This window comes from Nocardia albiluteola, assembly GCF_018860155.1.
Taxonomy (GTDB): domain Bacteria; phylum Actinomycetota; class Actinomycetes; order Mycobacteriales; family Mycobacteriaceae; genus Nocardia; species Nocardia albiluteola.
Genome location: NZ_JAHKNI010000016.1, coordinates 60,646 through 78,785, shown reverse-complemented (window position 1 = coordinate 78,785; position 18,140 = coordinate 60,646). Strand labels below are relative to the sequence as shown.

21 protein-coding genes are annotated in these 18,140 nt (G+C 69.1%); 10 read left to right on the top strand and 11 right to left on the bottom strand.

Annotated elements, in window-relative coordinates:
- Positions 1-161: 161 nt before the first annotated feature.
- On the bottom strand, positions 162-932 hold the full coding sequence (locus KO481_RS35230; RefSeq protein WP_215922835.1) for an SDR family NAD(P)-dependent oxidoreductase: 771 nt from the start codon (positions 930-932) through the stop codon (positions 162-164).
- A gap of 116 nt (positions 933-1,048) precedes the next feature.
- On the opposite strand from KO481_RS35230, the gene KO481_RS35225 reads away from it, so the two are divergent.
- The 3 genes from KO481_RS35225 (at position 1,049) to KO481_RS35215 (ending at position 4,360) form a co-directional block, all read left to right on the top strand.
- A complete protein-coding gene (locus KO481_RS35225; RefSeq protein ID WP_245401976.1) occupies positions 1,049-1,663 on the top strand; it encodes a TetR/AcrR family transcriptional regulator in 615 nt (204 codons plus the stop codon).
- Positions 1,664-1,788: 125 nt separating this feature from the next.
- On the top strand, positions 1,789-3,498 hold the full coding sequence (gene ctaD / locus KO481_RS35220; protein ID WP_372452169.1) for an aa3-type cytochrome oxidase subunit I: 1,710 nt from the start codon (positions 1,789-1,791) through the stop codon (positions 3,496-3,498).
- Between the two features lie 340 nt (positions 3,499-3,838).
- Positions 3,839-4,360, top strand: a complete 522-nt coding sequence (locus KO481_RS35215; protein ID WP_215922833.1) for a hypothetical protein — start codon at positions 3,839-3,841, stop codon at positions 4,358-4,360.
- A 38-nt stretch (positions 4,361-4,398) separates the two neighbouring features.
- Here KO481_RS35215 and yidC read toward each other — a convergent pair whose 3' ends face one another.
- The 3 genes from yidC to KO481_RS35200 all read right to left on the bottom strand — a co-directional run bounded on the left by yidC (position 4,399) and on the right by KO481_RS35200 (position 6,232).
- Positions 4,399-5,289: a membrane protein insertase YidC gene (gene yidC / locus KO481_RS35210; protein WP_215922832.1), complete on the bottom strand. Its 891-nt coding sequence runs from the start codon at positions 5,287-5,289 to the stop codon at positions 4,399-4,401.
- An 84-nt stretch (positions 5,290-5,373) separates the two neighbouring features.
- Positions 5,374-5,676: a DUF6412 domain-containing protein gene (locus KO481_RS35205; protein WP_215922939.1), complete on the bottom strand. Its 303-nt coding sequence runs from the start codon at positions 5,674-5,676 to the stop codon at positions 5,374-5,376.
- A 121-nt stretch (positions 5,677-5,797) separates the two neighbouring features.
- Positions 5,798-6,232: a MarR family winged helix-turn-helix transcriptional regulator gene (locus KO481_RS35200; RefSeq protein ID WP_215922831.1), complete on the bottom strand. Its 435-nt coding sequence runs from the start codon at positions 6,230-6,232 to the stop codon at positions 5,798-5,800.
- Between the two features lie 67 nt (positions 6,233-6,299).
- Between KO481_RS35200 and KO481_RS35195 the strand changes: the two genes are divergently transcribed.
- Entirely contained in the window at positions 6,300-7,184 is an 885-nt protein-coding gene (locus KO481_RS35195) for a CE1 family esterase (protein WP_215922830.1), read from the top strand.
- 28 nt (positions 7,185-7,212) lie between these two features.
- Positions 7,213-7,779: a YbhB/YbcL family Raf kinase inhibitor-like protein gene (locus tag KO481_RS35190; protein WP_215922829.1), complete on the top strand. Its 567-nt coding sequence runs from the start codon at positions 7,213-7,215 to the stop codon at positions 7,777-7,779.
- A gap of 185 nt (positions 7,780-7,964) precedes the next feature.
- Here KO481_RS35190 and KO481_RS35185 read toward each other — a convergent pair whose 3' ends face one another.
- The gene (locus tag KO481_RS35185) at positions 7,965-8,558 is read right to left on the bottom strand and encodes a TetR/AcrR family transcriptional regulator (RefSeq protein WP_215922828.1); all 594 of its coding nucleotides are present in this window, start codon (positions 8,556-8,558) and stop codon (positions 7,965-7,967) included.
- An 84-nt stretch (positions 8,559-8,642) separates the two neighbouring features.
- Between KO481_RS35185 and KO481_RS35180 the strand changes: the two genes are divergently transcribed.
- Entirely contained in the window at positions 8,643-9,761 is a 1,119-nt protein-coding gene (locus tag KO481_RS35180) for a Gfo/Idh/MocA family protein (RefSeq protein ID WP_215922827.1), read from the top strand.
- Between the two features lie 210 nt (positions 9,762-9,971).
- Positions 9,972-11,036 (top strand): threonine aldolase family protein, encoded by a 1,065-nt coding sequence (locus KO481_RS35175; protein ID WP_215922923.1) that lies wholly within the window; start codon positions 9,972-9,974, stop codon positions 11,034-11,036.
- A 132-nt stretch (positions 11,037-11,168) separates the two neighbouring features.
- On the opposite strand, the gene KO481_RS35170 is transcribed toward KO481_RS35175, so the two are convergent.
- A complete protein-coding gene (locus KO481_RS35170) occupies positions 11,169-11,783 on the bottom strand; it encodes a class I SAM-dependent methyltransferase (protein ID WP_215922922.1) in 615 nt (204 codons plus the stop codon).
- Positions 11,784-12,052: 269 nt separating this feature from the next.
- Here KO481_RS35170 and KO481_RS35165 point away from each other — a divergent pair, with 269 nt between their 5' ends.
- Entirely contained in the window at positions 12,053-12,724 is a 672-nt protein-coding gene (locus tag KO481_RS35165) for a VIT1/CCC1 transporter family protein (RefSeq protein ID WP_245402004.1), read from the top strand.
- A gap of 42 nt (positions 12,725-12,766) precedes the next feature.
- Here KO481_RS35165 and trpS read toward each other — a convergent pair whose 3' ends face one another.
- Positions 12,767-13,744 carry a tryptophan--tRNA ligase gene (gene trpS, locus KO481_RS35160; protein WP_215922826.1) on the bottom strand — a complete coding sequence of 326 codons (978 nt, stop codon included), beginning with the start codon at positions 13,742-13,744 and terminating at the stop codon, positions 12,767-12,769.
- A gap of 292 nt (positions 13,745-14,036) precedes the next feature.
- On the opposite strand from trpS, the gene yczE reads away from it, so the two are divergent.
- The gene (gene yczE / locus KO481_RS35155) at positions 14,037-14,663 is read left to right on the top strand and encodes a membrane protein YczE (RefSeq protein WP_215922825.1); all 627 of its coding nucleotides are present in this window, start codon (positions 14,037-14,039) and stop codon (positions 14,661-14,663) included.
- A 146-nt stretch (positions 14,664-14,809) separates the two neighbouring features.
- Here yczE and KO481_RS35150 read toward each other — a convergent pair whose 3' ends face one another.
- The 4 genes from KO481_RS35150 to KO481_RS35135 form a co-directional block, all read right to left on the bottom strand.
- The gene (locus tag KO481_RS35150; RefSeq protein ID WP_215922824.1) at positions 14,810-15,457 is read right to left on the bottom strand and encodes a pentapeptide repeat-containing protein; all 648 of its coding nucleotides are present in this window, start codon (positions 15,455-15,457) and stop codon (positions 14,810-14,812) included.
- A 92-nt stretch (positions 15,458-15,549) separates the two neighbouring features.
- Positions 15,550-16,260, bottom strand: coding sequence for a hypothetical protein (locus KO481_RS35145; protein WP_215922823.1), 711 nt, complete (start codon positions 16,258-16,260; stop codon positions 15,550-15,552).
- Positions 16,261-16,389: 129 nt separating this feature from the next.
- Positions 16,390-16,779 (bottom strand): nitroreductase/quinone reductase family protein, encoded by a 390-nt coding sequence (locus KO481_RS35140; protein WP_215922822.1) that lies wholly within the window; start codon positions 16,777-16,779, stop codon positions 16,390-16,392.
- A 40-nt stretch (positions 16,780-16,819) separates the two neighbouring features.
- The gene (locus tag KO481_RS35135; RefSeq protein ID WP_245401974.1) at positions 16,820-17,344 is read right to left on the bottom strand and encodes a hypothetical protein; all 525 of its coding nucleotides are present in this window, start codon (positions 17,342-17,344) and stop codon (positions 16,820-16,822) included.
- Here KO481_RS35135 and KO481_RS35130 point away from each other — a divergent pair.
- The gene (locus KO481_RS35130) at positions 17,343-18,137 is read left to right on the top strand and encodes a helix-turn-helix domain-containing protein (protein ID WP_215922821.1); all 795 of its coding nucleotides are present in this window, start codon (positions 17,343-17,345) and stop codon (positions 18,135-18,137) included. The genes KO481_RS35135 and KO481_RS35130 overlap by 2 nt on opposite strands.
- Positions 18,138-18,140 lie beyond the last annotated feature (3 nt).

Genomic DNA, 18,140 nt, shown 5'->3' with positions numbered 1-18,140 from the left:
GGTTCGAATGCCGAAAACAGTAGAACACGTTCCGCTCTACGTCCCGGCTTTCCCGCACCCGGGAGCCGTTCGGGTCCGCCGGCCGCCGCGGCGGCCGGGCGCGGCGATCCGCGGGGACGGTGAGCCGGCGGAGCCTGCGGAGCCCGGCGGGGTGGGTGAATTCAGGCGTGCGTGCCGCCGTCGATGCGGATCTCGGTGCCGGTGATAAAGGCGCCGTCGTCCGAGGCCAGCATCGCGACCACGCCGGCGACGGTGTCGGGCGAGGCGAAGCCCTGGCCGATGGCGGGGATCAGCTTCATGAACAGGCTCATGTCGGCGTCCGCGGGGATGCCGGGGCCGCGGCCGTCGGTCATGTCGCTGGAGATCGAGCCGGGCGCCACGGCCACCGCGCGCAGCCCCTGCTTGGCGTATTCCGCCGCGAGGGCGTGGGTCATCGACATGATGCCGCCCTTGGACGCGGCGTAGGCCGACATGTACGGGTGCGCGAAGAAGGTCGACGTGGAGGCGAAGTTCACGATGACGCCGTGACCCGACTCGAGCAGCGCGGGCAACGACTCGCGAATCATCAGGAAGGTGCCGGTCAGGTTGGTGGTGATGATGCGGTTCCAGTCGGCGAGCGGCATCTCGTGGGTGTGCGCGGAGCGCAGGATGCCCGCGGCGTTGACCAGGACGTCCAGGCCGCCGAGGGTGGATACGGCCGATCCGACGCCGGCCTGCACCGAGGCCTCGTCGGAGATGTCGATCGTCAGGGTGGTCAGGCGGTCGGCGGCGCCCTTCTCTGCGGCCTGCTTGGCGGTCTCGGCCAGGCCCGCCTCGTTGACGTCGGCGCCCACGACGGTGCCGCCCTCGGACAGGATCCGATGCACGGTGGCGCGGCCTATGCCGGAGCCCGCGCCGGTGATGAGTACACGACGATTCGCGAAACGCTCCATGGTGAAACTCTCCTTTACCAGGTGAAATAGCTGTCAACTGACACATTACGCCGATGTGGCACGCCGTGCCACTATGGCAAGACCGGGTACGATAGCGCCGGAGAAGGAGGTGCCCGATGATGGCCACGCCGGGCGCGCACACGCCCCGCCCGACGCTCGCGCAGCGGCGCAAGGCACAGACCCGTCTGGAGATCGCCCGCACCGCCGCGCGCCTGTTCGCCGAGCACGGCACCGCCGCGGTCACCGCGGAGCGGATCGCCGGCGAATCCGGGGTCGGCCTGCGCACCTTCTACCGGTACTGCCGCACTAAAGAGGATGCCGTGGAACCGCTGCTTTCGATGGGCGCGTCCCGCTGGCTGGACAGGCTCGCCGCGGGACCGGCTCAGCTGCCGACGCCCGCGGAGTTGGAGGCCGCCGCGGCGCGTGCGATGACCCCCGAGGATGACGGCCACGAACTGGAGATTACGCGCGGCCTGCTCCGCGCGATGCGCGAGGATCCAGCCCTGCGCGCGGTCTGGCACCGGGTCAATCTGAACGGCGAGCGGGCCCTGTTGGACATATTGACCGAGCGTGCACCCGAAGCCGACTCCCTGCGGCGGCGCCTGACCGCGGCGGCGGCGGCCGGGGCGATCCGCGTCGCGCTCGAGGAGTGGGCCGACGACGACATCGCGGGATCCCCCACCCCGCTGGTGGTGCGCAGCATGCGCGAGCTCACCGCCGGCATTTCCTGACGCGCCCGCAGCGGGCCGATCACTGATCGGTTCCGGCCAAACGATCTTCCCGCGGTGCCACACTCGAAGGCGGGTGGGCGCGAGGAGGATCTGTGGCTACAGTACCGGCTCCGGGCGCCGCCGAGATCGACGCCGTGAGGCCGTATCCCAGGCGGGTCGCCCCTAAGGGTTCCTACATCTGGAATATCGTCACCACCACCGACCCGAAGCTGCTCGGGGTCATGTATATCGTCACGTCGGTCTCGTTCTTCCTGATCGGCGGGCTCATGGCGCTGCTGATGCGGGCCGAGCTGGCGCGGCCGGGGCTGCAGTTCCTGTCGCCGGAGCAGTACAACCAGCTGTTCACCATGCACGGCACGATCATGCTGCTGTTCTATGCGACCCCGATCGTCTTCGGGTTCGCCAATTGCGTACTGCCACTGCAGATCGGCGCCCCCGACGTGGCCTTCCCGCGCCTGAACGCGCTGAGCTACTGGCTGTATCTGTTCGGTGCGACGATCGCGACGGCCGGATTCATCAGCCCCGGCGGCGCAGCCGATTTCGGCTGGACGGCCTATGTGCCGCTGAGCGCGGGCACGCACTCCCCCGACGTCGGGGGTGACCTGTGGATCATGGGCGTGGCGCTGTCGGGCGTCGGGACGATTCTGGGCGGGGTCAACATGATCACCACCATCGTCTGCCTGCGCTGCCCGGGCATGACGATGTTCCGGATGCCGATCTTCACCTGGAACATTCTGGTCACGAGCGTGCTTGTGCTACTGGCCTTTCCGATCCTGACCGCGGCGCTGATGGGCCTGGAGGTGGACCGGCACCTGGGCGGCCACATCTACGACCCGGCCAACGGCGGGGCGATCGAATTCCAGCATCTGTTCTGGTTCTTCGGCCATCCCGAGGTGTATATCGTCGCGCTGCCGTTCTTCGGGATCATCACCGAGATCATTCCGGTGTTCAGCCGCAAACCGGTATTCGGTTACACCACACTGGTGTACGCGACGCTGTCGATCGGCGCGCTGTCGGTGGCGGTGTGGGCGCACCACATGTTTGCCACGGGAGCGGTTCTGCTGCCGTACTTCTCGGTGATGACCTTCCTGATCGCGGTGCCGACGGGGGTGAAGTTCTTCAACTGGGTGGGCACCATGTGGAAGGGCCAATTGACGTTCGAGACGCCCATGCTGTGGTCCATCGGATTCCTGACCACATTCCTGTTCGGCGGCCTGTCGGGGGTCATCCTGGCCAGCCCGCCGCTGGACTTCCACGTCTCGGATACGTATTTCGTTGTCGCGCACTTCCATTACGTGCTCTTCGGCACCATCGTGTTCGCCACCTTCGCGGGCATCTACTTCTGGTTCCCGAAGATGACCGGGCGATTCCTGGACGAACGACTCGGCAAGCTGCACTTCTGGTCCACCTTCGTCGGCTTCCACACCACCTTCCTGGTGCAGCATTGGCTGGGCGCGGAGGGCATGCCGCGCCGCTACGCGGACTACCTGCCGACCGACGGATTCACCACGCTCAATACGATTTCCACCATCGGGTCGTTCATCCTGGGCTTCTCGATGATCACGTTCGTGTGGAACGTCTTCCGCAGCTATCGCTACGGCCAGGTCGTCGACATCGACGATCCGTGGGGCAGCGGGAACTCCCTCGAGTGGGCCACCTCCTGCCCGCCACCGCGCCACAACTTCTACGAGCTACCCCGAATTCGTTCGGAGCGACCGGCCTTCGAGCTGCACTACCCGCACATGGTCGAACGCATGCGCGCGGAGGCGGAGGCGGGCTGGGGGTCCCACCGGCCCCGGACACTCGAGCCCGAGATCACCGACGCGGCCGAGTGACCTGATGCGGAGATCACATCACCCGTGATCCCCGTGGGTTGGCGGCGTATCCCGGCGGTCGCAGCGCATCGTCCACCCCCGGGCACGCATCGCGCGAGTCCGCCGACCGGAATCGTAGGAATTCGAACGCATGTTCGATATACTCTGTCGGCGCAGTTAGCTCGCATCCATGATCGGATGCCGCGATCGCACAGCCCCGATCGCGGAGCTGCGCCGGTGTCCGCATCGCGCAGGTGCGGGCGGCGGCGAAACTTGTCGTACCCCTGCGGCATACTGGGGGCATCGGACGCCGGTCAGGTTGCACCACAAGGTAATCCGCAACCCTAGGAAAGGCGTGTTCATGTCCGAGCTCCGCTCGTCGACGTCCGATGGCAGTTTCGAGTTGACCGCCGAGGCGCAGCGTCACCGGGATCTACTGCGCGGCCCGGTCGAGGAGTACCGGCGGCGGATCGCGCTGCAGGCTCGATATGTGCCGATGCAGGGCCAGGCCCTGCTCGAACGGGCCGAGGAACGCATCGCCGATCTGATGATCGACCCATCCCGTCACCACGATCTCGATCTCGAGGTGTACCGGGCCGTGCGCGACGGCTGGCCGACGCGGTTCGACTCCCGCTGGCAGATGTTCGTGGCCACGCGGGGGCGCCGCGAGGTCCTGATCCCGCCGCAGGGTCCCGAACGCCGCTTCGGCATCATCGCCCGGATGGCGGCGAACAGGGTGGAGCTCGAACAGATTCTGCTCGTTGCGATGGTCGTGATCGCCCACCCCGAGGGCCCGGGCGCGGCGGTGGATCTGCCCGCCCGGGCGAACCACGCTGAGGGCGCCTCCGCGGCGTTACCGCAGGCATCGGGCTCCGTGGGGTAGAACGGGAACACCACCGGGGCGGGGCGGCGCGAATCGCGCTATTGCACAGAGCGTTCCGGCAGCCCGGGCGGCGCGGAGTCCGAGGGTCCGGCATCGGTGGCGGCCGATGCCGGTTCCCCACCGACCGGGCCCAACCGCCTGTGCACCATCAGCTGCTGCAGATATGTCCAGGCGTTGCTGGTGGCGAAGTACACCAGGATGCCGACAGGCATCACCAGGCCCGCGGCGAGCGTGAAGACCGGAAACAGCCACATCGTCATCAGGTTGATCAGCCGGGTCTGCGGGGTGAATTCGGTCTGGCGCGTCACCGAGGCGCGAGCGGTCAGATGCGTGCACACCGCGCCGAGGACCACCAGCGGAATCGCCACCGCGGCAACCGAAACCCACCCGGCGCCCGAGGTCAGCAGGGTCGCCGAGAGGGGTGCGGTGAACAGCTGCCCGTGCACGTACGACTGCACCTGCGCGGGCGAGAACAGGTAGTTGGCGGTGGCGGCGTTCTGGGCCGCACTCATCCGCGGCGGATGCCCCAGCAGCCGCACCACCAGGGATCCGGAACCGGTGCGGTCGAACGAGGCGAGCACATGAAACAGCCCCAGGAACACCACCATCTGCGCGACGATGGGCAGGCAGCCGCTGAACACGCTGAACTCGTGCTGTTTCTGCAGCGCCCGCATCTCGGCGGTGAGCCGCTCGCGATCGTCGGCGTGCCGGGCCTGCAGCTCCTTCATCTTGGGCCGCAGCACGGACATCGTCCGCTGGAAACGGACATACGCCACAAAGGGTTTGAACAGCGCCGCCCGCAGCGTCAGGACGAACAGGACGATCGCAAGCGCCCAGGCCAGGCCGCTGGCGGCGCCGAGCACGGCGGTGAATGCGCTGTGCCACAACCACAGCACCGCTGAGAGAGGGTAGTAGACAACATCGAGCATGGGACAAGACCTCACTGCGAGGTACCCGCGAACGGGCCGATGGGTGAACGGGTCAGCGAGGAGGCCGACCGCGACGGGGCACGATCAGCCGGCGTGTCCCGGCGCCCTGGGCCGCGCGCGCCCCGCGGTGTCCGGATTGCTCTGGCGCAGAAAGGATCCGCGCCGCCGCCGCTGCGCCGAGACCGGCGGACCGGTCCGCGCGACGACCCGCAGCAACCGCATCCCGGTGGGATGCGAAGCCGCAACCGTCAGTGTCAGCAGGACCGCGGCGCCCACGGCCAGCAGCGAATTGGGCTCACCCGCCACCATCAGCAGCGCGGCCGCCCACGCGGTCCACAGTGACACGACGAAGGCGTACACCATCGGTGCCGTCGATCGCATCACCATGGCACGAGCGTACCCGGTGCGCCGACGGCGATCTCGCAGGATCGGCGGCGCGTTGGGCACACGGATGCGACGACACGCCCGCGGCGAAGTTGAGGCAACCACCAACGTCGCCAGGGACGGTTCAGTCCAGCAACCGCCGCAGCAAAACCAGCGATCCGGCGATGTGGGCGCGTTCGGCGGTGGTGAAGCGCTCGGCGAGGAGGTCGGCGAGGTGTTCGTGGCCCGCTTCGCGGCGTTCGGCCAGGATGCGGTGGCCCTCCGGGGTGAGGTGCAGGAGTTTGCGGCGTAGATCGTGTTTGTCGGGGGACTTGTGGAGCAGACCGCGGTCTACGAGGGTAGCGACCGCGGTGGCCGCGGACTGGTGGCGAATCTTGTCGGCGCGGGCCAGATCGGCGACGGTGGCGGGGCCCTCGCGGTCCAGGCGCTTGAGGATCGAGACCTGGGTCAGCGAGAGCTCGCGAGCCGGCGACGCGGTGCGCATGCGCCGGACCAGGACGCCGACCAACTGCTGCAGATCCTCCGCCAGGCCCACGGGTTCGTTTGTGCGATCGGTCATAACTCCCTAAAGTACAGTAAGACTGCGCAGTTGAACTGTGCAGTCCAGCTGACGAGAGGGGATACCGATGGCCGAGGACCTGAAGACCGGCGAACTGACCGTGGACGGACGGGCGCGCACGTTCAGCGTGCGGCCGCCGCGGCACAGCGGGGCGCCGTTGATCGTGGCGCTGCACGGCAACATGTCGGAGATGCCGCAGCGGCCGCCGGTGGCCGGACCGCTGATGGACTCCTGGATGCGCTTCAGCGAATTCGCCGACGCCTACGGCGTGGCCGTGGTCTACCCCGACGGCCACGAAGGCTGCTGGGCGGACGGGCGGGGAGTCACCGTCGCGGACGCGGACGGGGTCGACGACATCGCCTTCCTGCGAGCCCTGATCGACTGGTGCGCAGCACAATACGGCACCGAACGAGAGCAGACCGTCGCCGCGGGCATTTCCAACGGCGCATTCATGGCGCACCTGGCGGGGCACGAATTGAGCGAGCTGGTACCGGTTGTCGCGGCGGTGGCCGGTGGCCTGCCGGTGGCGCTGCGCGGGCACGAGCCCACCCATGCGGTCTCGGCGCTGCTCATCAACGGCACGGCCGACGAAGCGGTGCCGATCACCGGCGGCTTCTCGCGGCACCGGGGTCCCGACGGCGAATTACGCGGACAGACACTGGGCTTGGCGGAGACCGCCGCGCACTGGCGCGACATCGACCGATGCGCGGGCGAGGGCACGACGATCACCACCGAGGGATCGAGCCGTCACACCGTCGAGGGCGGCGTGGGCGGTGCCCGGGTCGCGGACTGGACCGTGTTCGGCGGCGGGCACACCTGGCCGGGCAAGCCCACTCCGCCCGAATGGGAAGACGGTCCGAACACCCACACCTCCACGGATTTCGATGCCGCGCAGGAGATCCTGCGGTTCGCACAGCCGCTGCTGTCACCTGCCGCCGCACGCAAGCTCTGACCTTTACGACATCAAGGGAGAATCCTTCATGGCCATCATCGGAAAGCTGCTGAAGAACCGCAGGGCCGGTGACCACAACCTCGCCTGGGAGCTGGAAAACCTGCGCGGCGGAGCGAGTTTCGAGCTCACCAGCCCCGACTTCGGGCACGAGACGACTTTGGACCCGCGGCATGCCTCGAAACGGATCGGCGGCCAGGATCTCTCGCCCGCGTTGGCCTGGTCCACCCCGCCGGAGGGCACCGCACAGCTCCTGCTGGTCGTCGAGGATCCGGACGCACCCATGGGCCTGCCGTTCGTACACGCTCTCGCCCTGCTGGACCCCGCCCTCACCGCGCTCCCCCGCGGTGGCCTCACCGCCACGAATCCGGCGCCGGGCGTGGAACTGCTGCGCTCGGGCTGGGGCAGCGGCTACACCGGCCCGGCCCCGGTCAAGAGCCACGGCCCGCACCGCTACGCCTTCCAGCTCTTCGCCCTGACCGAGCCACTGACCACGGTGAACGGCAAGTCCCCCGCCGGGGCCAAGCCCCGCGACGTGATGAGCGCGGCGGTCTCGCATGCCCGTGCCCGCACGGACGGGTTCTACGAGCGTCCCTGACCTGGGTTACCTCCCGCCAAGCCCGGCCGCGTGCGGACGCCCGGCCACAAGCGCGGCCGCCGAGGCCAACACGACCGCATCCATCGGCGAAGCCCGGCCGCCCGCACGAGTTCTCGAGCAACCGAGCTTTCCCAGGCCGTCCGATGATGACCGGCAGCCGCTCCCCCCTCTCGGGCCCGACGGGATCAGCGTGTGCGAAGCCCGTCGAGCACGACCGCGAGGTTGCGTGACCACTGGTCGGGCGCGGCGCGCAAACCGATGGTGTTCGCGTCCGTGGCGGCCCCCGCGAGCAGGAAAGCCACGTCCTGCCAGGCGATGTCGCCGCGCAGCGCGCCCGCGCGCTGCGCGCCCTCGACCAGATGCCGCAGCCGCGTGCGGATTTCGGCGAGTACACCGTCGAGCCCGGGGAATCCCGTGCCGCCCAGGGCATCGTTCACCCCGCAGCTCTCGGCGCGCAATCGGACGTAGGCCGAGGCGAATTCGGTAAAACCGTGCCACGGGTCCACATCGGTGAGGGCGCGGTCGCCCAGGGCGAGGATCTCCTCCAGCACCTCGGCCAGCACCGCCTGCAGCAGCAGCTCGAGGGAGGGCACCCGGCGGTAGAAGGTGCCCTTGCCGACTCCGGCGCGTTCGGCGATCTCCTGCGCGGTGACCTCGACTCCGACCTGCGCCAGGGCCGAGCGCGCGGCGGCGACCAGGCGTTCCAGGTTGCGCCGGGCATCCGCGCGCGGCGCGGCGGCGGATTCGTCGGCGAGCAGCCGATCCACGGCGGTGGGCACGGCAACCATCCTATCAAAGTGGACTCATCGAGTCCGCTTAGGTATAAACGGACTTGCACAGTCCGTTTATGAGAGGAACCGGGCATGGACCCCATCCGAGTGGGCATCATCGGCGCCAGCCCCGACCGCGGCTGGGCGGTACGCGCGCATATTCCTGCGCTGCAGGCACTTCCGGACTTCCGGATCACCGCCGTCGCCACCAGCCGCCCCGAGAGCGCGCGGGAGGCGGCCCGTCTCTTCGGCGCCGAGCACGCCTATACCGACCCGCGGGCGCTGGCCGAGGAACCCGACGTCGATCTGGTGGCCGTCACCATCAAGGCGCCGGCACATGCGGAACCGATCCGCTCGGCGCTGGCGGCGGGCAAGCACATCTACTGCGAGTGGCCGCTCACGGGGCATACCGCGGCGGCGGCGGAACTGGCCGAGCTCGCCGCGGCCACGACGGTGCATCACGCCGTCGGCCTGCAGGCCCGCTATGCGCCCGCGATCGTGCGCGCCCGGCAGCTGATATCGGAAGGCTATGTCGGACAGCTGATTTCAGCGACCGTCTATTCCGCTCGCGGGCTGCGCGCGGGCGGGACGGTACCGGCGTGGGCGGCCTACACGCTGGATCACCGCAGCGGCGCGGGCATGGTCGACATCGGTGGCGGGCACACGCTGGACGCGGTCGAATACCTCGTCGGCGAGTTCGCCGACGTCTCGGCGCGCCTGGCGATCCGGCATCCGCGCGCGGTCGTGGCGGAGACCGGCGCGGGCATCGAGGTCACCAGCCCGGACCAGCTGCTGCTCAGCGCATTCACGCGCGGCGGCGTCCCGGTGTCGGTCCATCTCCACGACGCCAAGGTCACCGACGGCCGTACCAGGATCGAAATCAGCGGCACCGCCGGTGATCTGGCGATCGTGTCCGGGGAGAACGGCCCGGGCGGGCTGCAGATGAGCGAGTTGCGGCTGCTGGGCGCCCGCGACGGCGGCGCCTGGGCCGAGCTCCCGGACCGGGATCCGCTCGCGAGCACGCCCCTCGACATCGAGGCCGGCAACGTCGCGAGACTCTATGCGGCACTCGCACAGGACATCCGCTCGGGCACCACCACCGTGCCGGACTTCGCCCACGGCGTGCACGTGCACCGCCTGCTCGATGCCGTCCGGGCCTCGGCCGAGATCGGGACGACAGTGCCGCGTCCGACCGCGCAGCCGACCGCCTGAACCACATCCCGATGACGCCGCGGCCGCCCACACCACATCTCGACGTGCCCGGCGGGTGCATTTTCGACCGGTCAACGCGCGTACCCTCACCGAGGTGATCGCCGACAACACGCCCGATCGTGGGCCGGACTCGCCGGAACGCCCATGGCCGTGCGGGCGGCACCGACCCACGACCGGCGTGGACGAAAGGACCTTCCGTTGACCGATGCGATGCGCAAACACGATCCGGACGTGCGCAATTTCGCCAGCGACAACTGGGCCGGAGTGCACCCCGAGGTGCTCGAGGCGCTGGCCCTGGCCAACGGCGGTCACCAGCCGGCCTACGGCGCGGACGATTACACGACGGGCCTGCAGCACATCGTCGCCCGCCACTTCGGCGAGCGTGCCCGGCTCTATCCGGTCTGCACCGGCACGGGGTCCAATGTCGTTGCGCTGCAGGCGGTGCTGCCCCGGTGGGGCGCGGTGATCACGGCCGAGTCGGCGCACGTCAACGGCGACGAGTGCGGGGCCGCGGAGAAGGTGGGCGGGATCAAGATCTATCCCGTCGCCACGCCGGACGGCAAACTGACTCCCGAGCTCGTCGACCGGCAGGCGTGGGGGCGCGGCAACGAGCACCGGGCCCAGCCCCTGGCCGTCTCGATCACCCAGAGCACCGAGCTGGGTACCTGCTATTCGGTCGAGGAGATTCGCACACTGTGCGACCATGCCCACGAGCGGGGCATGCTGGTCCACCTCGACGGCGCCCGATTGTGCAATGCCGCAGCGTATCTGGGCGCCGGGCTGGGCGAGCTGACAACCGACGCGGGCGTGGACATCGTCTCGTTCGGCGGCACCAAGAACGGCCTGATGCTGGCCGAGTCGGTGGTCGTGCCGGACGCGGACCGGATCCGCGACATCGAGTACCTGCGTATGTCCTCCACGCAGCTGGCGTCCAAGATGCGGTTCGTCTCCGCGCAATTCGAGGCGCTCCTCGCGGGCGATCTCTGGCGGCGAAATGCGGTGCACGCCAATGCCATGGCGGCGCGACTGGCCGCGGCAGCCGAGAGGATCGAGGGTGTGCGCATCACCCGGTCCGTCCAGTCCAACGCCGTATTCGCCGTGCTGCCATCGGAAGTCACCGAACGCCTGCGCAAGCGCTTCGCGTTCCACATCTGGGACGAGAGCACCGGCGAGGTCCGCTGGATGTGTGCCTTCGATACCTCCCCGGAGGATGTCGATGCCTTCACCGATGCGCTTGCACAAGAGATGGATTCGGCGACCGCCCAGGGACGATAGAGCGGGCCACGCGGAGCCGACCACTGGTCGAGTGTCGCTGGACGGCGAGGCGAAAAATTTTGCACAGGTGACGGGTTGGACACCGGAGCGGGGAGTCGTGCAGCGGAGCAGTCCGGTCAGCTCGATCGGAGGTCAGGCCCGGCTGCCAATGAGCAGATGTCCGGGGAGCGGCTTCCTCTCCACGACTCGGTGCTCGACGGTGAGCCCGGCCCGTTCGAGCGCGGCGGTCAGTTCGGCGGTCGGGCGCAACCGGAACCCGTGGGCCGTGAACGGCATTTTCTCCATGCCGTCCGGGTCGCCGATGCCGATCACCACCCGCCCCGCGGGCCGCAGCACCCGCGCCAGCTCCGCGCAGGCCCGATCCAGCTCGGGCACGAAATACACTGTGTTGACGGTGATTACCGAGTCCAGGCTCGCATCGGCGAGCGGCAGCTCGGTCAGCGAGCCCTCCAGCACCCGCAACCGTCCCTGTCCGATTTCCCGGGTGAACCGGGACCTGGCCCCCGCCAGCATCTCCCGGGACAGCTCCACCGCGTGCACGGTGCCCTCGGCGCCGACCCGCTCGAGCAGCACCGACAACCCCACGCCGCCACCAAATCCCACATCGGCGGCGGCCGCGCCCGACGCGACCTCGGCAGCATCGATACTCGCGTCGATCAGGAACCGGTTGCCACGATTGAGGACCGTGCCCACCACCCGTCCCAGCGGACCGTGCGGATTCCCGAGCTGACCGGCAACGGTGGACATGACTCGCGTGAGAAGAGGATTCGCCACCCTTCGGATGCTACTGACGAGATCGCCTCCGGCGCCTCAGGGTAATTACCGATCTCTACCGCGCGGTCGATCGGCGCAACAGCCGCACCACACCGCAGCGGTATCCCACCCGGGTGACACGAACCGCACCCCTGGCGGAAACAATGGGATACCGGACCTCCGCGCAGATCGGGTTTACCCTGCTCATCGTGGACGAGAACTCCGAGACCGGAACGCATCCGCACGAACCCCACGGCGACGGAATGACGTCGCGACTGAACTGGCTGCGGGCCGGGGTGCTCGGCGCGAATGACGGCATCGTCTCGGTCGCGGGCCTGGTCGTCGGCGTCGCGGCCGCGACGACCAGCAGCTCGGCGATCCTGACCGCGGGCATCGCGGGCCTGTCCGCCGGTGCGATCTCGATGGCGGCCGGTGAATACATCTCGGTCAGCGCCCAGCGCGACACCGAGCGGGCCCTGCTGTCCAAGGAGCGCCGTGAACTCGCCGAGGAACCCGACTTCGAGCTCGCCGAGCTGACCCAGATCTACGAGGGCAAGGGCCTGTCCCCCGAGACCGCCCGCCAGGTCGCGCGGGAGCTCACCGCCCACGACGCGTTCACCGCGCACGCCGAGGCGGAGCTGGGCCTGGACCCCACCGAGCTGACCAGCCCCTGGCAGGCGGCGATCTCCTCCGCGATCTTGTTCACCGCCGGCGCGCTGCTTCCGCTGCTGGCGATCCTGCTGCCCCCGGTGTCGTGGCGGATCCCGGTCACCTTCGGCGCGGTGCTGATCGCCCTGGCGCTGACCGGCTGGACCAGCGCTCGCCTCGGCGGCAGCAACCCGCGCCGCGCGATCATGCGGGTGGTGGTCGGCGGCGCGGTCGCCATGGCCGTCACCGACGGGATCGGCCAGCTGGCGGGCATTTCCGGGCTCTGAACGGCCGACACCTCGCCTCGAAACAGACAGGGACGCACCGCTTCAAGCCGAAAGCAGCCCGATCGCTCGTTTCGCCTCGTCCACTCTGCCGCGCGCGATCTCCCCCGCACGGATCGCACCGTCCCGCAGGATCTTCCGTACCTGATCGGGATCCTCGCCGAGCGCTGCGTACCGGCGCTGAATCGGTTCGACCACGGCGACAACGGCATCGGCAACGGCCTCCTTCAGCTGCCGGTAGCCGCGGAAGGTCCCGGCGAGGCGGGCCGGATCCTCGCCGGTGCACGCGGCCAGGATGGTCAGCAGATTCGCCAGGCCGGGACGGTAGGCGGGGTCGTACTCGACCGTGTCACCGGCATCGGTCACCGCACGCATCACGGTGTGGCGCAACACCTCCGGCGGGTCCAGCAGCCGCAGCGACCCGGCGGCCGAGACCGATTTGCTCATCTTCGCGGTGGGCCTGGTCAGATCCATGATGCGCGCCGCGACCGGCGGATTGACCATGCGGGGCGGGGTGAACACCGGGCCGTATGCGGCATTGAAGCGCTCGGCGATATCGCGAGCCAGTTCGACGTGCTGGCGCTGGTCCTCGCCCACCGGCACCTCCAGCGCGTCGTAGAGCAGAATGTCCGCGGCCATCAGAACCGGATAGGTCAGCAGCGACACCCGGGTGTGCCGGCGGTTGCGGGATTTCTCCCGGAACTGGATCATCCGCCGCACCTCGCCGTATCCGGTGGCGGATTCGAGCAGGTAGTGCAGTTCGGCGTGCCCGGCGACGTGGGACTGCACGAACAGCACCGTGCGCTCGGGATCGACCCCGGCCGCCAGCAGCATCGTGGCGAATTCCATTGTTCGCCTGCGCACCTGGGCTGGGTCGTGATCGAGCGTCAGCGCGTGCAGGTCGGAGACGAAGGTGATGGTTTTCCCCGGAACCTGATGGTCGACAAGGGGTTTGATCGCACCGAAGTAGTTGCCCAGATGCAGCTCCCCCGAGGGAGTGAGTCCGGTGATGCGCCGAGACATGATGGGAGTCCTTTCGAGAGTATGCCGCTCGGCCGGACGCCACGGTGTCGCAGATGCGAAAACGGCCGCCCGACTCGGGCGGCCGCGGGGTGAATGATCACGCGGAAATCGGCGCCGCCCTCAGGGCAGCCACCAGGATGTGCTCAGGCGATTCCGCATACGGCCACGGTAGCCGGTCTCCTCCACCCGGTCATCCGAATTAATGACGAGCGGAACTCGTCAGCCAATGAGAGTCCAGTGGTCTCCGATTGGATCTGTTTCAAAGGTCCAGCGATGCCGCATGATTGCCGCTATGCTGTTTCGCCGATTGCTCGCCCTCTACGCCGGACTCTGGCTGTACGGCTTCTCGATGGCCGTGATGATCCGCGCCGGGCTCGGCCTGGATCCGTGGGACGTGTTCCATCAGGGCGTCGCCCGGCATGTGCCGGTCAGCTTCGGGACGGTGACGGCCCTGACCGGAATCGCCGTGCTGCTGGCCTGGATTCCGCTGCGGCAGAAGCCCGGACTGGGCACGGTGAGCAATGTGGTGGTGATCGCGGTCGCGGTGGACAACGGCCTGCGCTGGCTACCGCACCCGCACAACCTGGGCCTGCAGATCGGGGCGATGGCCGCGGCGGTGCTCCTCAATGCCGTCGCCACCGTGCTGTACATCGGCGCGGGAATGGGCCCCGGCCCGCGCGATGGACTGATGACTGGCCTCGTCGCCCGCACCGGCTGGTCGGTGTGGCCGATCCGCACCTCGATCGAGGCGACCGTGCTGCTCACCGGCTGGCTACTCGGCGGCAGTGTCGGTGTCGGCACCGTCGTCTACGCATTCGGCATCGGCCCCCTCATCCATCTGCTGATCCCACTGGTCAACCGGTGGCTCCCGGGCTTCGCCACCGTCCGGCCGCGGACCCCCGAGCCCGCTCCGGCCTGATCCGGCCGAATCCGCCAGCGGCCCACCGGATTCGAGCGCGGGAACCGGCGGGAGTTCAGCCTGGCTCTGGCCTCGCCGGACTACACCTACCTCACCGGCGCGCAGCTGGTCGTGGACGGCGACAAGACCGCGCACGCCTAACGGCTTCAGTTGTCGCGCACGATAATTCCCGCCGCGCGGGCGAAGGCCGGCGCGAGGTCCAGCAGTTGCGGGGTGCTGATGGTCGCGTCCTTCAGCGCGTCGATCCCGGCGGTCAGGTCCAGGGTGGTCGCGCCGCGCAGGTCGACATCCTGCAGCTTCGAACCGTGCAGCGTGATGCCGTCCAGGCGGGTTCCCGGGAAGCTGACGCGGCGCAGAGTGGCCTCGGCGAAATCGGTGTCACGCAGCACGCAGTCGGCGAACGTCACGTCCTGCAGGGCCGCGTTGCGTAGGTTCACCGAATCGAATTTGCACCCCTCGAAACGGATTCGGCGCAGCTGCACGCCGACGGCCTCGACGCCGGACAGGGCGCACTCGACGAATTCGGAGTTCAGCCAGCCGGATTGGCCCAGATTGGTCCCGATGAATCGGACCGCGCGCAACCAGACGTCATCGAACCGGCCGTATCTCATCGCGCCGCCGGTGAAATCGACCGTGGTGAACGCCGATTCGGTAAAGCGCGCGCCGCGGGCGTCCGGCGCCTCGATGCTGAGGCCGTCCAGGTGCACGCTCTCGTACTCGCAGTCGGGCTCGACCACGCTGTCGAACGCTTCGAGAAAGCGAGCGTACGGCAGGTCGGCGAGGTCGCGGGGCATTCCTGCACCCTACCGAGCCGGTGGCGTGGGCTCTCGGGTTACCTCGGCGACGCGGAGGCCCGCGGTGACCTCTGTAGCGCGGGCCTGCGCGATTACCGTCGCGGCGCGGGCGGCAGCGGGAAGATCGGGGGCAGCTGGATCGGGGGGAGCTGGAATACCGGCGGCGGCGGTGGCGGAGGCTGGGGCACCGGGGCAGGCGCGGGGCGTTCGGCTTCCGGCGGCGGGGCGGGGCGTTCGGCTTCCGGCGGCGGGGCGGGGCGTTCGGCCACCGGCGGCGGGGCAGGTCGTTCGGCGACCGGCGGTGGACGGTGCGGCACTGGGGCGGGTGCCTCCACCGGCTGCGGCGCGGGTTGCGGCGGCGCGGCGGCACCCGCGTCCGGAGCCGGGATCGTTGCGCAGGCCCACGCCGGTCCGGCGCCGATCACCCAGTGCGCGAGGAGACCGTCGTGCGAGCAGTCGTCACCGACTCGGTGGTCGGCGCTGACCAGCCCGGGTGCCGCGCACACCCACTTGTCCTCGCGTCGCTGCCAGCGCATGGCAACGTGATCGTGCGAGCAGTCGTCGCCCTCCGCATGGGGCTGGGTGGCGCCGGCCGTGGCGACCGGGACGGCGGCATAGGGATTGCGGGTGGTCGCGGCCGCCGGCGTCGAGGAGTCCGCGGGTTGCACATCCTTGTTCGACCGGTTCAACAGCACCCCGACCAGAATCGCGACGCCGACGATGGCAACGGCCACCGTGGCTACGGCTACGTTCCGGGCGGTGTCGCTCTCACCGCCCTGTGGTGCCTCGTTCGGTGATGCCATAGCCGGAACCTTTCGTTCACCAGTTGCACTGCTGGTTCGAAAGCCCATTCACCAGGCACGTTACCAAGATCGTTGCAGGCTGGGAGGTCTGACGCGGATCTTGTTCAGACCGTGATCCGTCCGCACCCGCTAGTCCAGGTCGACCCGCACCGTCAGCAGGTCGGTGCCGACGGCCCGGACCGCCGCGCTGTTGTAGCGCGGCAGGGTGCGCAGCCGCGCCCGCGCATCGTCCTCGGGCAGCAGATGTGCGGTCCCGGAATGCCACTGCCCGCGCAGCCGCAGCCGCACCCGGTTGTCGGCCTGGATATTGCGAATGTACTGGGATCGCTCGCCGAATTCCGAGACGAGCCAGAACGAGTTCCCGACGCGGGCGCCGCCGATCGGGGTCTGCCTGGGCTGCCCGCTGACCCGGCCGGTCGTCTCGAGCAGCGTTTGCGCGGGCGAGCGGCGCAGCATCGGATTACCGATATACCGCTGGAAGGTAGTCACCACGCGATGCTGGAAAGCGGGATTCACCATGCCTCGACGGTACTCGCGGCACCCGTTCTGCCCGGGCGGGTTACGCCACGAACTGGTGGTCCGTGCGAATGCGGTGGTCGGCGTCGAGGGTGAACACGTCGAAGCCGGAGCCCGCCACCGCACCGTCGGCCCGGGTGCGCATGACCCAGGTGAGTGTCACGGCTCCCCCGGCCTGCGCTGCGGCGGCACCGTCCAATTCGAAGACGTATTCGCCCGGCTCGACGAACATCTCGAAGGCGCGGGTCACCCGCTCGTCCATCGCGTCGTAGCCGTGGACCTCGAGGGCCGGGGGGACGATCCCGTGGTTGCGGGCGGCATCGCGGATCGGCTCGGGCGGATTGACCACGACCTGGTGCGCGTCGACCGACCAGACCTCGCGGACCAGCGCACGCCGTCGGTCGGGATCGGGCTCGTTCCACATGGCCACATAGCGGTCGGCCAGTTCTTTCACGGTGTTGTCGGTGAGTTCGTCGTTCATGGCGTCGAGTGTGCCGAGGCCGGTGCCGCCGCGCGATTCCCTGCGGGGAATGGCGCGGCTCGCCCGCGGCGTTGACGATGGAACCATGACGACAACCCTGGCCGAGCCCGCCTTCGCCCGCGAATTGCGCCGCTGGCGCGGCATGCGGCGGTTGAGTCAGCTCGATCTCGCCTTGCGCGCCGACACCAGCCAGCGCTATCTGAGCTACCTCGAACAGGGCCGTTCCCAGCCGGGCCGGGCGATGGTGGTGCGGCTGGCCGAATCGCTGGGGCTGTCGCTGCGCGAGCGCAACGCGCTGCTGCTGTCGGCGGGCTACGCGCCGATATTCGGCGAATCCGGCATGGACACACCACAATTGGCGCCGGTCCGCACCGCGCTGCGCGCGATCCTGGAGGGCCACATGCCCTATCCGGCCCTCGTGGTGGACCGGCACAGCATCATGATCGACGCCAATGCGGCCTTCAACCTGTTCACCGAGGGCTGTGCACCCGAACTGCTTCGCGCGCCGATCAATGTGCGCCGCCTGGCGCTACATCCCGACGGCCTCGCCCCGCGCATAGCCAATCTCGCCGAATGGGGCCGCCACGTCACCGAAGCCCTGCGCAACCGGGTCCGGATCAGCCCCGACCCCGAACTCGAGGAGTTCATCGCCGAGCTGGAATCCTATCTGCCGCAATCCGATCCGGGCCCCGGCTATCTCGGATTCGCGGTGCCGCTCCGATTGCACAGCGAGGCAGGCGAATTGCGCCTGATCACCACCCTGACCTCCTTCGCCACGGCCACCGACATCACCCTCGCCGAACTCCACCTCGAGGCCTTCCTACCGGCCGACGAGGTATCCGCGCGGATCCTGCGCGACCGAGCGGAGCGGGCCGGCTGAATC

Coding starts and splice junctions, on each gene's coding strand:
- KO481_RS35230 (WP_215922835.1), bottom strand. CDS start 932: ATGGAGCGTTTCGCGAATCGTCGTGTACTCATCACCGGCGCGGGCTCC.
- KO481_RS35225 (WP_245401976.1), top strand. CDS start 1,049: ATGATGGCCACGCCGGGCGCGCACACGCCCCGCCCGACGCTCGCGCAG.
- KO481_RS35215 (WP_215922833.1), top strand. CDS start 3,839: ATGTCCGAGCTCCGCTCGTCGACGTCCGATGGCAGTTTCGAGTTGACC.
- yidC (WP_215922832.1), bottom strand. CDS start 5,289: ATGCTCGATGTTGTCTACTACCCTCTCTCAGCGGTGCTGTGGTTGTGG.
- KO481_RS35205 (WP_215922939.1), bottom strand. CDS start 5,676: ATGGTGATGCGATCGACGGCACCGATGGTGTACGCCTTCGTCGTGTCA.
- KO481_RS35200 (WP_215922831.1), bottom strand. CDS start 6,232: ATGACCGATCGCACAAACGAACCCGTGGGCCTGGCGGAGGATCTGCAG.
- KO481_RS35195 (WP_215922830.1), top strand. CDS start 6,300: ATGGCCGAGGACCTGAAGACCGGCGAACTGACCGTGGACGGACGGGCG.
- KO481_RS35190 (WP_215922829.1), top strand. CDS start 7,213: ATGGCCATCATCGGAAAGCTGCTGAAGAACCGCAGGGCCGGTGACCAC.
- KO481_RS35180 (WP_215922827.1), top strand. CDS start 8,643: ATGGACCCCATCCGAGTGGGCATCATCGGCGCCAGCCCCGACCGCGGC.
- KO481_RS35175 (WP_215922923.1), top strand. CDS start 9,972: ATGCGCAAACACGATCCGGACGTGCGCAATTTCGCCAGCGACAACTGG.
- KO481_RS35170 (WP_215922922.1), bottom strand. CDS start 11,783: ATGTCCACCGTTGCCGGTCAGCTCGGGAATCCGCACGGTCCGCTGGGA.
- KO481_RS35165 (WP_245402004.1), top strand. CDS start 12,053: ATGACGTCGCGACTGAACTGGCTGCGGGCCGGGGTGCTCGGCGCGAAT.
- trpS (WP_215922826.1), bottom strand. CDS start 13,744: ATGTCTCGGCGCATCACCGGACTCACTCCCTCGGGGGAGCTGCATCTG.
- yczE (WP_215922825.1), top strand. CDS start 14,037: ATGCTGTTTCGCCGATTGCTCGCCCTCTACGCCGGACTCTGGCTGTAC.
- KO481_RS35150 (WP_215922824.1), bottom strand. CDS start 15,457: ATGCCCCGCGACCTCGCCGACCTGCCGTACGCTCGCTTTCTCGAAGCG.
- KO481_RS35145 (WP_215922823.1), bottom strand. CDS start 16,260: ATGGCATCACCGAACGAGGCACCACAGGGCGGTGAGAGCGACACCGCC.
- KO481_RS35140 (WP_215922822.1), bottom strand. CDS start 16,779: ATGGTGAATCCCGCTTTCCAGCATCGCGTGGTGACTACCTTCCAGCGG.
- KO481_RS35130 (WP_215922821.1), top strand. CDS start 17,343: ATGACGACAACCCTGGCCGAGCCCGCCTTCGCCCGCGAATTGCGCCGC.
- KO481_RS35135 (WP_245401974.1), bottom strand. CDS start 17,344: ATGGTTCCATCGTCAACGCCGCGGGCGAGCCGCGCCATTCCCCGCAGG.